This window comes from Streptomyces sp. NPDC005761 (assembly GCF_040630635.1).
GTDB lineage: Bacteria > Actinomycetota > Actinomycetes > Streptomycetales > Streptomycetaceae > Streptomyces.
In genome coordinates this window covers 78,782-92,160 of sequence record NZ_JBEXXX010000023.1, presented here as the reverse complement: position 1 = coordinate 92,160, position 13,379 = coordinate 78,782, and the positions used below count along the sequence as shown (strand labels likewise).

Sequence of the window (13,379 nt, the reverse complement as noted above, 5' to 3'; positions counted from 1 at the left end):
CCGTGCCGGACCGGGCCGCCCACGGGTCTCAGATCACCAGGCTGAGCAGCGCCGCCACGGCGAAGCCCGCGACCGACAGGACCGTCTCCAGGACCGTCCAGGACTTCAGGGTGTCGCGCTCGGAGATGCCGAAGTACTTCGACACCATCCAGAAGCCGCCGTCGTTGACGTGCGAGGCGATGATCGAGCCGGCCGAGATCGCCATGATGATCAGCGCCAGGTGGGGCTGCGAGAAGTCCTGGTCCTCGACGAGCGGGACCACGATGCCGGCGGTCGTGACGATGGCGACCGTCGCCGAGCCCTGGGCGATGCGCAGGACCGCCGAGATGAGCCAGGCCAGCAGGATGACGGGCAGCCCGACGTCGTTGAAGGTGTCGGCGAGCGCGTCCGCGATGCCGCTGCTCTTGAGCACGGCTCCGAAGATGCCGCCCGCACCGACGACGAGCAGGATGTTGCCGACCGGCTTGAGGGACGAGGTCGACACGGATTCCAGGGACTTGCGGGACCAGCCGCGCCGGATGCCGAGCAGGTAGTACGCCAGCAGCAGCGCGATCGTCAGGGCGACGAAGGGGTTGCCGAAGAACTCGATGACCGAGCGGAGCGTCGAGGGGTCGAGCGCGATGGAGGAGAACGTCGCGGCGAGGATCAGCACCAGCGGGGTGCCGATGATCGCGAGGACGGTGGAGAGCGCGACCGGTGACTCGTGCGGAGTGACCCCGGCGGCCCGCTGCTCGGCGACGACGGCGGCCTTCGCCTCCGCGGCGGCTTCGACCATGTCCTGCGGTACCTCGACGAAGATGCGCTTCCCGATCCAGGCGGCGTAGCCCCAGGCGGCCAGGACGGACGGGATGCCGACGACGGCGCCCATCAGGATGACCCAGCCGAGCGAGACGTGGAAGAGACCGGCGGCGGCGACCGGGCCGGGGTGCGGCGGCAGGAACGCGTGGGTCATGGACAGGCCCGCGAGGAGCGGCATCGCGTAGAGCAGGATCGACTTGCCGGAGCGCTTGGCGGCCGCGTACACGATCGGCGCGAGGACGAAGATCCCGACATCGAAGAAGACCGGGACACCGAAGATCAGACCGGTCAGGCCCATGGCGAGCGGGGCGCGCTTCTCCCCGAAGAGGTTCAGCAGGCGTGCGCTCAACACCTCTGCGCCGCCGGAGACTTCGAGGATCGCGCCGAGCATGGTGCCGAGCCCGATGATGATCGCGACGTGGCCGAGGATGCCGCCCATGCCGGACTCGATGACGGAGACGGCGGCGGACTTCTGCACCGTGCCGAAGAGCTCCGTGACGGAGAGCCCGGCGCCCAGGCCGACGGCTATGGAGACGGCGAGCAGGGCGACGAACGGCTGGAGCCTGACCTTGATGATCAGGAAGAGGAGGAGCGCGATGCCGAGGGCGGCGACGGTCAGCAGACCGGCCGTCCCGTCTATGAGGAGGAGGAGTCCACCGGTGTGGGGTGGCGTCTCGACCGGTGGGGGGCTTGCGGCGAGCAGCATGGGTAACTCCGTTGTCGTCCATGGTTTCCGGGCAGGGCGGACCGCGGCACGGCGCCGCTGGGGTGCGGGGCGCCGTGCCGGGCGCTGTGGGGCGGTGGAGCAGGTAGGGCAAGGGGATCGGGCTCAGTGGGTCCGGATCAGCCGAGGACCGCGAGGGCGTCGATCTCGATGAGCAGTCCCTTGGGCAGGCCGACGTAGACCGTCGTGCGGGCGGCGGGGGCCTCCTTGAGGTTCTGCTCGCCGAAGTAGGAGTTGTAGATCTCGTTCATCTCGGCGAAGTGGTCCACGTCCGTGAGGTAGACGCGCATCATCATCACGTCGTCCCAGCTCGCGCCGCCCTCCTCCAGGATCGCCTTGACGTTGGCGAAGGTCTGGAGGGTCTGCTCGCGCAGGGTCGGACCGGCCGGTGTCGGCGCCTGGCCCTCCACGGCGGGAAGGAAGCCGACCTGTCCGGCGACCTGGAGGATGTTCCCCTTCTTCACCCCGTGCGAGAACTTCGCGGGCGGGGTGGTGTGGGTGCTCGGGGTGAGGGGGGTCTTCACGGTCTTGTCGGTCATCGCTGATCAGGCTCTCTTGGGTCGGTTGGTGCCGGAGTACTCCCGGCTGATGGTGTCGGCGGTGCGCCGGACCAGGGGGAGCAGGGTGAGGAGTTCCTCGGCCGTGACGACCACGTTCGGTGCGGAGACCGACATCGCGGCGACGACGCGCCCGTCGGCGCCGCGAATGGGGGCGCCGACGCAGTTGATGGACTCCTCGTGGCCGCCGAGGTCGGTGGCCCATCCCTGTTCGCGCACGGTGGCGAGTTCCTTGAGGAAGGCGCCGGGGCCGGGGGTCGAACGGGACGTGTACATGGGGTAGTCGAGCTTCTCCGCGATGGCGCGCCGCTCGGCTTCGCTCAGGTCCGCGAGCAGGAGCTTGGCCACCGCGGCGACGGTGATCGCCACGGGCTTGCCGATGCGGGAGTACATCCGGACCGGGTAGCGGCTCTCGACCTTGTCGATGTAGAGGACCTCGTTCTCCTCGTACACGGCGAGGTGGACGGTGTGTCCGCAGTTCGCGTTGAGCTCGACGAGGTGCGCGTGGGCGATCTCCCGTACGTCGAGGTTCTCGACGGCCTCCTGGGCGAGGGCGAAGAGCCGTGCGCCCAGGCGGTAGCGCTGGTCCTGCTGGCGGTAGACGAGCCCGTGCTCGTGGAGCGTACGGAGCAGCCGCAGGGCCGTGGACTTGTGCACGCCGAGCCGCTCGGCGACCTGTCCGAGGTCGGCGGGTCCCTGGGCGAGCAGCGGCAGGATGCTCAGCGCCCGGTCGACGGTCTGGCTCATGCGTCCGCCTCGCTGCCCTCGGTCCGGCGTTCGCCGATGACGCCCCTCTTGTCGGGTCGCTCGCTCATCGCGTATGTACCTCCGTGTCGTCCCCCGTCCACCCGGGGCCGAGACGCAGTCTCCCCCAGTCGGTGTCGTCGAGGGCGGCGAGGCGGTCGGCCCGGTCGCGCGCGGGCGGGGCGGTCAGGTCGCCGGGGACGGTGAGGACGGCTGCGGCCATCAGGTGGCCGTGCCGGGCCCGGTCGCGAACGGGCAGCCCGCGCAGGGTGGCGGAGAGGAAGCCGGCGGCGAAGGCGTCACCGGCGCCGACGGGGGCGACGACGTCGACGTGGAGGGCGGGGACGTCGGTGACGGTGTCCGGGGCCGCGGCGTCGGGGGCGGGCCGCTCCCCGCCGCGCGGGGCCTCGCCCCGTCCCGAGAAGACCGTCGCGCCGTCCGCGCCCCGCTTCACGACCACCACTGCCGGCTCCGGGAGCGCCTCGCGGATCGCGTCGGCGCCCTTCACCCCCCACGCCTCCTCCGCCTCGTCCTCGCCGACGAAGACGAGGTCCGCGCCGCGGGCCAGGTCCAGCAGGACGCCGGGGGACGCGTCGGCGCCCCGCCACAGCCCCGGCCGGTGGTTGACGTCGAAGGAGACGAGCGGGCGGCCGGCGCGGGGGGCCGTCAGCTCGCGCAGGAGCTCCAGGCAGCCTGCGGAGAGTGCGGCCGTGATGCCGGAGAGGTGCAGGACCCGGCCGGCGAACAGTGCCTCGTGCGGGACGTTCGAGGGCGACATCGCCGAGGCCGCGGACCCGGCCCGGTAGTACGCCACCTCGTGGACATCGGTGCCGCGGTCCGTCGCCGTACGGAAGTAGATGCCGGTGGGCCGGTCGGGATCGCGCCGTACGGCGGAGGTGTCGACCCCGTACGCGGAGATCGCGCCGACGAGGTGGTCGCCGAAGCCGTCCGCCCCGACCCGGCTCACCCAGGCCGTGCGGTGCCCGGCCGCGGCGAGGGCGCAGGCCACGTTGGACTCGGCGCCGCCGATGCCGCGGCCGAAGGAGGGGACGTCGGCGAGGCGTCCGGGCTGCGAGGGCAGGAACGTCACCATGGACTCGCCGAGGCACACGACATCGGTGGCCGCTTCGGCGTCGGTCCTGGCCGGGGTTCCGGACACTCGGGCTCCTCGTGGTCGGGCGGGCGGTGCCGGTCTCGTCATTGACCGGGCGTCGGCTCGGATGTTAGACAGCCCTGAGCGATATACGCAATGGGTGTTGCATATGTTGCAACGACAGCGCAGTGGCCTGCCGCATTCACTTCGCACGAATCAGATCGAGGAGGCACCTCCATGGCCGCCGAACACCCCGTCGCCGGACACACCGCACACACCGGCCTCGCCGGACTCGCCGCCGAGCGGGTCGACCACCGGTTCAAGGCACTCCCGCCCGACGCGGCCGGTCTGACCGTCGGCGACCTGGCCGCCGAGCGGCGCAACCTCTTCACCGGCGGGTTCACCACCCCGGTGCTCGCCCTGTCGGCCGAGTCCGTCGAGCACAACCTCGCGCTGCTGGAGACGTACGCGCAGCGCCACAGCCTCGCCTTCGCACCGCACGGCAAGACCTCGATGTCCCCTCAGCTGTTCGACCGCCAGCTGCGGCACGGCGCGTGGGGCATCACCGCCGCGGTCCCGCACCAGGCACGCGTCTACCGCGCGTTCGGGATCCAGCGGATCTTCCTGGCCAACGAGCTCGTCGACGCGGCCGCGCTGACCTGGCTCGCGGGCGAGCTGAACGCCGACCCGGACTTCCGCTTCGTCTGTTACGTCGACTCGGTGCGCGGCGTCGAGCTGATGGACGAGGCCCTGAGCGCGGCGGGCGCCTCCCGCCCGGTGGACGTCGTCGTGGAGCTCGGCGCGGGCGAGGGCGCCCGCACGGGTGCCCGTACCGAGGCCGACTGCGCCGCGGTCGCCGACGCGGTGGCCGGTGCCGGGACGCTGCGCCTGGTGGGCGTGGCCGGTTACGAGGGCGAGGTGCCGGACGCGACGGGCGAACGGGTGCGGGACTGGCTGCGCCGGCTCGTCGCCCTGGCCGCGGACTTCGACGCGGCGGGGCGGTTCGCCGCGCTGGAGGCCGGTGAGCCGGTCGTGATCAGCGCGGGCGGCAGCGCGTGGTTCGACGCGGTCGCGGACGTGTTCGCGACGATTCCCGAACTCACCTCCCCCGTCCTCAAGTTGCTCCGCTCGGGGGCGTACGTCTCGCACGACGACGGGCACTACCGCCACCTCACCCCCTTCAACCGGGTCCCCGAGGAGGGTGCCCTGCAGCCGGCCTTCCGGCTCTGGGCCCAGGTCGTGTCGCGTCCGACGGGCGAGCAGGCGTTCCTCAACGCGGGCAAGCGGGACGCCGCCTACGACCTCGACCTGCCCCAGGCACAGGTCGTGCGGTCCGGGCGCGACGGCTCGGTGCGTGAGGCGTCGGGGATCGAGGTCACCGGCCTGTCGGACCAGCACGCGTGGGTACGGACGGACGAGGGCGCCGAGCTGGAGGTCGGGGACTGGGTGGGGATGGGGCTCTCGCACCCGTGCACGAGCTTCGACAAGTGGCAGCTGATCCCGCTGGTGGAGGCGGACGGCACGGTCACGGACTACATCCGCACGTTCTTCTGATCCCTGCGGGCCGCTTCCCCGGTGGGGTGTTTCCCCTGCGGGGAAGCACCCCCGCCCCACCCCACCCCCCTTCCCGTGACCGGGGCTCCGCCCCGGGCCGCGCCTCACACGCCGGCGACGCCGGATTGCGAAAGGCACTCCCCATGGACCTGGTCATCCGCGACGCCCGCGTCATCGACGGCACCGCCACCCCCTCCTACCGCGCCGACGTGGCCCTCGTCGACGGCCGCATCGCGGAGATCCACCGCGAGGACTCCCCCGGCCCGCGCCCGGCCGCCGCCCGCATCCTGGACGCGGACGGCCTCGCCCTCTCCCCCGGTTTCGTCGACATGCACGCCCACAGCGACCTCGCGCTGCTGCGCGACCCCGATCACAGCGCGAAGGCCGCGCAGGGCGTCACCCTCGAAGTCCTGGGTCAGGACGGGCTGTCGTACGCCCCCGCCGACGACCGCACCCTCGCCGAGGTCCGCCGCGCCATCACCGGGTGGAACGGCGACGGGAGCGACATCGACTTCGACTGGCGCACCGTCGGCGAGTACCTCGACCGGCTCGACCGCAACTTCGGCGGGCAGGGCATCGCGGTGAACGCCGCCTATCTGATCCCGCAGGGAACCGTCCGGATGTACGCGGTCGGCTGGGAGGACCGGCCCGCCACCGAGGCCGAGCTGACCCGGATGAAGCAGCTCGTCGCCCAGTCCATGTCCGAGGGCGCCGTCGGCATGTCGTCGGGGCTCACCTACACCCCGGGCATGTACGCGGACGACGCCGAACTCACGGCCCTGTGCCGGGTGGTGGCCGAGCACGGCGGCTACTACTGCCCCCACCACCGCTCGTACGGCGCCGGGGCCCTGGAGGCGTACGAGGAGATGGTGCGCCTCACCCGCTCCGCGGGCTGCGCCCTCCACCTCGCCCACGCCACCATGAACTTCGGCGTGAACGAGGGCCGCGCCCCGGAGCTGCTGGGCCTCCTCGACCGCGCCCTCGACGAGGGCGCCGACATCTCCCTCGACACCTACCCGTACACCCCGGGCTGCACCACCCTGGTCGCCATGCTGCCCAGCTGGGCGAGCGAGGGCGGGCCGGAGTCGGTCCTGACACGCCTGGCCGACGACGCCACGGCCGCGCGGATCCGTCATGACCTGGAGGTCGTGGGGTCGGACGGCTGCCACGGGGTGCCGATCGAGTGGGACACCATCGAGATCTCCGGCGTCAGCGTGCCGGCCCTCGCCGCGTACGTCGGCCGTACGGTGGCGCAGTCCGCGCGCCTGCGGGGCGAGGAGCCCTGGGTGACCGCGCGGCGGCTGCTCGTCGACGACCGGCTGGGGACGACGATCCTCCAGCACGTGGGCCATGAGGAGAACGTCCGGCAGATCATGCGCCACCGCGTCCACACCGGCGGCAGCGACGGCATCCTCCAGGGCGACAAGCCGCACCCCCGCGCGTACGGCACGTTCCCGCAGTATCTCGGACGGTACGCGAGGGAGCTGGGCATCCTCTCCCTGGAGGAGTGCGTCGCCCACCTCACCTCCCGGCCCGCGGCCCGCCTGCGGCTGCCCGACCGCGGGTACGTACGCGAGGGCTACCGCGCCGACCTGGTCCTCTTCGACCCGGCGACGGTGGCGGCGGGCTCGACGTTCGACGAGCCCCGCACCCTGCCGACCGGCATTCCGCATGTCCTCATCGACGGCCGTTTCGTCATCGAGGACGGAAAGCGGACACAGGTACTGGCGGGCCGGTCGGTGCGGTCCGGCAGGGCGGCCGCCGCCGCGGCCCGGTAGTTTCCCGGCTCCCGGCCGGGGCATCCGGCTGCGTATGAATATCTCTGCGACAGCGCGAAGAAGCCAAGGAAAGGGAATGAGCGGAAAGGCGAGACGGGCAGGTAACAGTTCGGCCGTCGAGGCGGGCGGCCGTGCGGGCTTCGTCGCCCGTGGAGTGATCTATTTCCTCGTCGGAATTCTCGCTCTGCGCATCGCGTTCGGCGACAGCGGAGAAGCCGGCGGCGGAAAGCAGGCGGACCGGGGCGGGGCACTCGCGGAGATCGCGCAGAAGCCCTTCGGCTCCGTCCTGCTGTGGGCCCTGGGGATCGCCCTGGTGGGCATGGCCCTGTGGCGGCTGTCCGAGGCGGCGTTCGGCGCCGCCGGCCCGGACGGGCGCAAGGCGACCAAGCGCCTCGCATCGGCGGGGCGTGCGGTCTTCTACGCGTTCGTGTCGTACTCGGTCCTGACCTTCGCCGCCGGCGAGCGGGGCAGCGGCAGCGGTTCCGGTGACAGCCAGTCGAAGGACGTCACGGCGAAGGTGCTCGACATGTCGGGCGGGCGCTGGATCGTGGGGGCGGTCGGCGCGGTCATCGTCGGCGCGGGCCTGTGGATCGCGGGCCGTGCCGCCCTGCGGAAGTTCCACAAGCACCTGCGCATGGGCGAGATGTCGCCCGCCGTACGACGCACGGTGGACATCACCGGGGTGTTCGGCGGCGTCTGTCGCGGACTCGTCTTCGCGGTGGCCGGCGGATTCGCCGTGGCCGCGGCGGTGAAGGCCCGCTCGGGCGAGGCCAAGGGAATGGACGACACCCTGCGGTCGTTCAGCGCGACTCCGGCCGGCCCGTGGCTGCTGGCCCTGATCGCCGTCGGACTGGCCGCCTTCGGCGTCTTCTCCTGGGCGAATGCCCGATGGCGCAAAATCTGACCCGGGAGGCCGACAGCGGGGCGGACGCACCTGCCCTTCCGCCCCGCTCACGCCCTTACGGCTTGGGCAGTGTGCACCCTGCACGGTTGAGGTCGAAGACGTTGCCGGTGCCGATGCACGGCACGATGCCATAGGTCTCCTGGGCGTAGTTGATGCCCTCGCGGACCGTCACCCGCCCGTTCTCGTCGACCTCGCACGGGTTGTTGTCCGTGCACTCCTGCCCGTCCTCGTTACCGGTGTTGTTGACGGCGACCACCTTGCCGGTGGCGTTGTCGATCACCGGCGAGCCGGACGTGCCGCCGATGGTCTGGCAGGCGGAGGTGTACCGGACCGAGTCCTTCCAGGTCCACTCCCCTTCCTTGAGGCGGTAGACGAACCCGTCGATGTTGCAGCTGTACGTGCGCTTCCAGTACCCGGACGCGACGGTGATCGCGGTGCCCTGCACGGGGTGCGCGGTGTTGAGTTCCAGCGCCTTGATGCCGTAGGTGTTCTCGATCTGGGCGTACGTGGAGGTGAGTTGGTACACCGATATGTCGGTGTCCGTCATCGTCCCGTACGCGATCTTGCTCGCCCGGACGGTGCCGATGCCGCTGCCCGAGGCGTTCAGCAACGTGAAGCTGCGGGTGGACCGCTGGTTGAGGACGACCTCGCCCGGGCCGGGGAACCCGGACTCCATGCAGTGCCCGTTGGAGAGCACGAGCGCGGGGTCGCCCGGCTGGGAGCCGGGTGTGCGGACGACCGATCCCGAGCAGTTGCTGAGCGCCACGGTCCCGGCGAAGCCGATGGCCTTGGGCCTGACCTTCTGCGCCTGAACGGCCGCGTGGCCGGATGACGCCGCGTCCGCCGCGGTGCGGCTCGCGGTGGCCGCTGCCGCCTTGACCTTGCTGGGTGCTGCCGCGTCGTGGCTTGTGGCCGCTGACGCGGGCGCGGTGCCGGCTCCGAGGAGCAGCACCGCGAAGAGCGCACCGACGAGAGGCTTTTTCATGTGGGGGTCCCCTCAAGTGACCTGCGCAGAGCGTGGGAAGCCTCTGCGACCGAAGTTCTTCCGGTTTTGACATGCGCATGGTGGCGCACTGGAGGGAACCCCACAAGGGGCGAATTCAGGTCACCAGGCCCTGGCGGAAGGCATAGACGACTGCCTGGACGCGGTCGCGGAGGCCGAGTTTGGCGAGGATGCGTGACACGAAGGTCTTCACGGTCTCCGGGCTGATCAGGAGGGTCACGGCGATCTCGCTGTTGGAGAAGCCGTCCGCGATGAGGCGCAGGACCTCCAGTTCACGGGGGGTCAGCGGGATGTCCTGCGGGGTGTCACCGGTGGGCCGGATCCGGGCGGCGTACCTGCCCACCAGACGGCGCGTCACCTCGGGGTCCAGCAACGCCTGGCCCGTCTCCACGGTCCTGATCCCGTGCAGCAGCTGGGAGGGGGGCGCGTCCTTGAGCAGGAAGCCGCTCGCCCCGGCCCGCAGGGCCTCGTAGACGTACTCGTCCAGATTGAACGTGGTCACCACGAGCACCTTGACGGGATGGTCCACTCCGGCGCCCGCCAGCAGACGGGTGGCCTCGATGCCGTCGAGCACCGGCATGCGAATGTCCATCACGACGACGTCCGGGCGCAGTCGCAGGGCCATCTCCACCGCGGTCCGCCCGTCCCCGCACTCGCCCGCCACCTCGAGGTCGGGCTGGGCGTCGATGATCGTGGCCAGCCCGGTGCGTACCAGTACCTGGTCGTCGCAGACGAGGACCCGGACGGGCGTGGTCACGAAGGGCTCCCGGCGGGTATGCGCGCCCGGACGACGAAGCCGCCGCCCGTACGAGGGGCCGCGCTGAAGTCCCCGCCCAGGACGCCGACGCGTTCGCGGAGCCCCACGAGGCCACGCCCGCTCCCGCCCGCGACCTTGGCCCGTGAGCCGGAACCGTCCGTGCTGACCTCCACGGTGATCTCCCTTTCGCTGTGGTGCACCTGGACCGAGGTGTTGCTGCCCTGCGCGTACTTGAGGGCGTTCGTCAGGGCCTCCTGCACGACCCGGTAGGCCACGAGGTCGGCACTGCCGGTCGACTCCGCGGGCGTGCCCCGCTCCGTGAACTCCACCGCCTGCCCTGCTCGACGGGTCTGTTCCACGAGGGTGAGGATCCGGCCGACGGTCGGTGTCCTGGCCTCGGCGCCGTGGCCGGGGTCGAGCAGATCGAGCAGATGCCGCAGGTCGGTGATGGCCCGTCGGCCGGTGTCGGCGACCGTGGCCAGGGTCCGGTCAAGCCGGTCGGGTGCGGCGGTCAGGCAGCGGGCCGCCTCGGTCTGCACGACCATCGCCGTCACATGGTGGGTCACGATGTCGTGGAGCTCGCGGGCGATGCGGGCGCGCTCGGCGACGCGGGTGTCCTCAGCCACCCGACGGCGGTGTTCGGCCTCCAGGGTCCGGGTGTACCGCAGCCACGACCCCGCGCCCCAGGCGAGGGCCAGAGCCAGGTAGAAGGCCCCGAAACCGGCCAGGCTCTCACCGGGACCGAGCCGGGAGAGGGCGACCGCCAGCGCCACGTACGCCGAGGAGAGGACGAGCACGATGGCGCGCCGGTGCCGTTCCAGATGGGACCCCCCGCTCAGGAGGGCGATGGGCAACGCGGCACCCGCGAGCAGGTGGTAGCCGCTGAGCTGGTCCAGCACGAAGCCGAGCACCACCAGGCCGAGAGCGACCGGGGGAAACCGCCGGCGCACGGCGAGCGGGAGGCTCTGCAGGCAGACGGCGACCACGCCCAGGGCGTCGAGGGAGCGGGCCGGCATGCCGCCGATCTCCGTCCCGCGGTTGTGGAGCGCCGGCAGGAGCGACGCGGCAAGGAGGAGCAGCCCCAGGGGGAGATCGCGAACCGTGACGTCCAGCCGGCGCCACACTTCGGGAAGACTCCGGAGTCTGGTCACCCGGAAACCTTAGTGGCGGTACCGGTCCCGGCGCCGCGCCGGCTGCGCCGGGGCACCAGGTGGCCTCGACGACGGGCCAGCCACATGAACACCACCGTCAGCACCACACCGAACGCCACCGAGTACACACTTGCCTCGGGCCCGAAGTCGCCGCCGGTGATCAGCTGCGGGCCCGAGGTCGCGGCGTCGAGTATTCCCTGCGGAGTGTCACTGCCCGAGACCTCGGTGCTGAAGAGGCCGGAGGCGGCGAAGTTCCAGCCGAAGTGCACGCCGATGGGCAGCCACAGTCTGCGGGTGGCCGCGTACGCGGCGCCGAGCATGCCACCGGCCTCGACCGCGATGGCGGCGGCGCCCCACAGGTCGGCGTTCGGGTTCAGCAGGTGCATCAGGCCGAACAGGGTCCCGGTCAGCGCGAGCGCGATCCAGGTCCCGCCGCGTTCCTCCACGAGCCGGAACAGCGTCCCGCGGAAGACCAGTTCCTCCGTCACGGCGGCGGCCGCCATGAAGCCGACCAGCCCCACCGCGCCGGTGACCGAGCCGAGACCGTTGACGTGGTAGTTGCCGGAGAAGGCCAGGTTCATGATGACGGCCCCGAACAACGCGACGCCGATCAGCACCCCGCGGCCGGTGGCCGCCCCCGCGCCCTCCCGGGACAGCTCGCTGACGGCACGGTGCTCGGTCCGCCGCACCGCCCACCGGTAGGCCGGCACGGCGAGCGCCGCGGTCAGCAGGCCGAGAACCAGCGTGAGCCACGGATTCCCGTCCGCTGCGGCAACGCACTGACCCCCGATCATCCACACGGCGACGACGGTCGAAAGCTGCAGGACGACTCTCATGCGCACTCCTCTGCCGGGCCCGCGGACGTCTCCCCGCGGCTTCGCTCCGACGCTACGGATCCGGCGGGCGGGAGTCGTCACCACACGGTGGACACCTGTGTGTAGCTCGCACGGGGGACGTCCCCCGGCGCACGCCCCTGCCAACGGGTCGTGCGCCGGGGGCCGTTCGGCAGCCTGACCGGCGTCAACGCCCGTCAGGCACCGGTGCGTTCCACCGGGATCCACAGCTGCGCGTCCGCCTGCTTCCCGTCGGGCGAGACGCGGACACGCAGGATCTCCGGTCCCGGCCTGCTCCGGTACGGATTGGACGGGAACCACTCGGTGAAGACGTCCCGCCACAGGAACTGGAGCGCCTGCGGGAAGGCGCCCGAACTGTCGAACACCGCCCAGGCGCCCGCCGCCACGGCCAGCGCGTCCATGTCCTCGGGGACCGGCGCCGAGCTCACCACCCCGTGGTAGTAGTCCAGTTCGGTGCCCTCCGCCCTGCTGTCCGCGAGATCGTCACTCACCTGGACGATCCCCTCCGGCTCCTGGTCGGACAGGCTCTTGATGCGCTCCACGGTCTCCTTGTCGATGCTCCGGACGAACGTGGCGATGGCCGGGTTCATCCCCTCGTGCACCAGCGGAACGCGCGCCTTCCTGCCCACCACACGGAACTCCTCCTTCTCCACGATCCGGTATCGCATGCTGCTGGTCCCTTCGACGACGAGGCGGAAGGACATCCGGGGCTGGGACCGCAACGCGGCCCCGGTGCGCCTGGCCTCGCCCGGACCGATGCCGTGCACGGCACGGAACGCCCGGGCGAACGCCTCACCCGAGGCGTAGCCGTACCGCACCGCGACCTCCAGCAGCGTCCGCTCACCGGCCAGCACCTCGGCGCCCGCGACCGTGAGCCGCCTGCGCCGGATGTACTCCGACAGCGGGATCCCGGCGAGTGCGGAGAACATGCGCCGCAGGTGGTACTCCGACGTCATGGCGATCCTGGCCAGCTCGGCGGCGTCGATGCGGTCGTCGAGGCGGTGCTCGATGTACTCCATGGCCTCGTTCAGCCGCTCCAGCACCCGGGTCTCCTTCCCTTTCGTCCACCACGCTAGGAAAGGACCACCCTGCCCCACCCGACATCCTGTGCCCGGTCCGGTCGGGTGCCCGCCGTGACGCCGGTCGTGGCGGGGGATTGTCGGACCCGGCTGTCAGACTTCCGTCATGACCGATGCAGTGAAGGGCCCAGCGAGCTATTTCCCGTCGATCGAGCAGAAGTACGGCCGCCCCGTCGCGGAGTGGAAGGACCTGATCCGCGCCTCGCCGTTGACGAAGCACATGGAGCTCGTGGGCTGGCTCAAGTCCGAGCACGCGATGGGCCACGGCCATGCCAACGCGCTGGTCGCCCACACTCTCGCCGAGGACAAGGGAACGGACCAGGGCAAGTAGAGGGAAGAGCGGGTCCTGCCCGGGGACCAGGACCTGAGGACCACGACGTCGC

The 13,379-nt window shown here is 71.5% G+C and carries 13 protein-coding genes; 4 read left to right on the top strand and 9 right to left on the bottom strand.

Annotated elements, in window-relative coordinates:
• Window positions 1-28: 28 nt before the first annotated feature.
• From ABZ434_RS21620 to ABZ434_RS21605, 4 genes are all read right to left on the bottom strand, one after another.
• Entirely contained in the window at window positions 29-1,504 is a 1,476-nt protein-coding gene (locus ABZ434_RS21620) for a gluconate:H+ symporter (RefSeq protein WP_359139153.1), read from the bottom strand.
• A 137-nt stretch (window positions 1,505-1,641) separates the two neighbouring features.
• Window positions 1,642-2,061 (bottom strand): RidA family protein, encoded by a 420-nt coding sequence (locus ABZ434_RS21615; protein ID WP_359139150.1) that lies wholly within the window; start codon window positions 2,059-2,061, stop codon window positions 1,642-1,644.
• A 6-nt stretch (window positions 2,062-2,067) separates the two neighbouring features.
• Window positions 2,068-2,826, bottom strand: a complete 759-nt coding sequence (locus ABZ434_RS21610) for an IclR family transcriptional regulator (RefSeq protein WP_359139147.1) — start codon at window positions 2,824-2,826, stop codon at window positions 2,068-2,070.
• A 64-nt stretch (window positions 2,827-2,890) separates the two neighbouring features.
• On the bottom strand, window positions 2,891-3,982 hold the full coding sequence (locus ABZ434_RS21605) for a sugar kinase (protein ID WP_359139144.1): 1,092 nt from the start codon (window positions 3,980-3,982) through the stop codon (window positions 2,891-2,893).
• 171 nt (window positions 3,983-4,153) lie between these two features.
• Between ABZ434_RS21605 and ABZ434_RS21600 the strand changes: the two genes are divergently transcribed.
• The 3 genes from ABZ434_RS21600 (at window position 4,154) to ABZ434_RS21590 (ending at window position 8,152) form a co-directional block, all read left to right on the top strand.
• The gene (locus tag ABZ434_RS21600; protein ID WP_359139141.1) at window positions 4,154-5,470 is read left to right on the top strand and encodes an alanine racemase; all 1,317 of its coding nucleotides are present in this window, start codon (window positions 4,154-4,156) and stop codon (window positions 5,468-5,470) included.
• A gap of 143 nt (window positions 5,471-5,613) precedes the next feature.
• Window positions 5,614-7,248, top strand: a complete 1,635-nt coding sequence (locus tag ABZ434_RS21595) for a D-aminoacylase (RefSeq protein ID WP_359139139.1) — start codon at window positions 5,614-5,616, stop codon at window positions 7,246-7,248.
• Between the two features lie 76 nt (window positions 7,249-7,324).
• On the top strand, window positions 7,325-8,152 hold the full coding sequence (locus ABZ434_RS21590) for a DUF1206 domain-containing protein (RefSeq protein ID WP_359139137.1): 828 nt from the start codon (window positions 7,325-7,327) through the stop codon (window positions 8,150-8,152).
• Window positions 8,153-8,207: 55 nt separating this feature from the next.
• Here the strand turns inward: ABZ434_RS21590 and ABZ434_RS21585 are convergent, their stop codons facing one another.
• From ABZ434_RS21585 to ABZ434_RS21565, 5 genes are all read right to left on the bottom strand, one after another.
• Window positions 8,208-9,137, bottom strand: a complete 930-nt coding sequence (locus tag ABZ434_RS21585) for a serine protease (RefSeq protein ID WP_359139134.1) — start codon at window positions 9,135-9,137, stop codon at window positions 8,208-8,210.
• 115 nt (window positions 9,138-9,252) lie between these two features.
• The gene (locus tag ABZ434_RS21580) at window positions 9,253-9,912 is read right to left on the bottom strand and encodes a response regulator transcription factor (RefSeq protein ID WP_359139131.1); all 660 of its coding nucleotides are present in this window, start codon (window positions 9,910-9,912) and stop codon (window positions 9,253-9,255) included.
• Window positions 9,909-11,063 (bottom strand): histidine kinase, encoded by a 1,155-nt coding sequence (locus ABZ434_RS21575; RefSeq protein WP_359139129.1) that lies wholly within the window; start codon window positions 11,061-11,063, stop codon window positions 9,909-9,911. The genes ABZ434_RS21580 and ABZ434_RS21575 overlap by 4 nt, the downstream gene beginning before the upstream one ends.
• Window positions 11,060-11,899 (bottom strand): type II CAAX endopeptidase family protein, encoded by an 840-nt coding sequence (locus tag ABZ434_RS21570; protein ID WP_359139126.1) that lies wholly within the window; start codon window positions 11,897-11,899, stop codon window positions 11,060-11,062. The genes ABZ434_RS21575 and ABZ434_RS21570 overlap by 4 nt, the downstream gene beginning before the upstream one ends.
• Window positions 11,900-12,093: 194 nt before the next feature.
• Complete coding sequence (locus ABZ434_RS21565; protein ID WP_359139123.1) at window positions 12,094-12,960, bottom strand: GyrI-like domain-containing protein; 867 nt, start codon at window positions 12,958-12,960, stop codon at window positions 12,094-12,096.
• 142 nt (window positions 12,961-13,102) lie between these two features.
• Here ABZ434_RS21565 and ABZ434_RS21560 point away from each other — a divergent pair, with 142 nt between their 5' ends.
• The gene (locus ABZ434_RS21560; RefSeq protein ID WP_359139120.1) at window positions 13,103-13,327 is read left to right on the top strand and encodes a DUF4287 domain-containing protein; all 225 of its coding nucleotides are present in this window, start codon (window positions 13,103-13,105) and stop codon (window positions 13,325-13,327) included.
• Window positions 13,328-13,379: the final 52 nt, after the last annotated feature.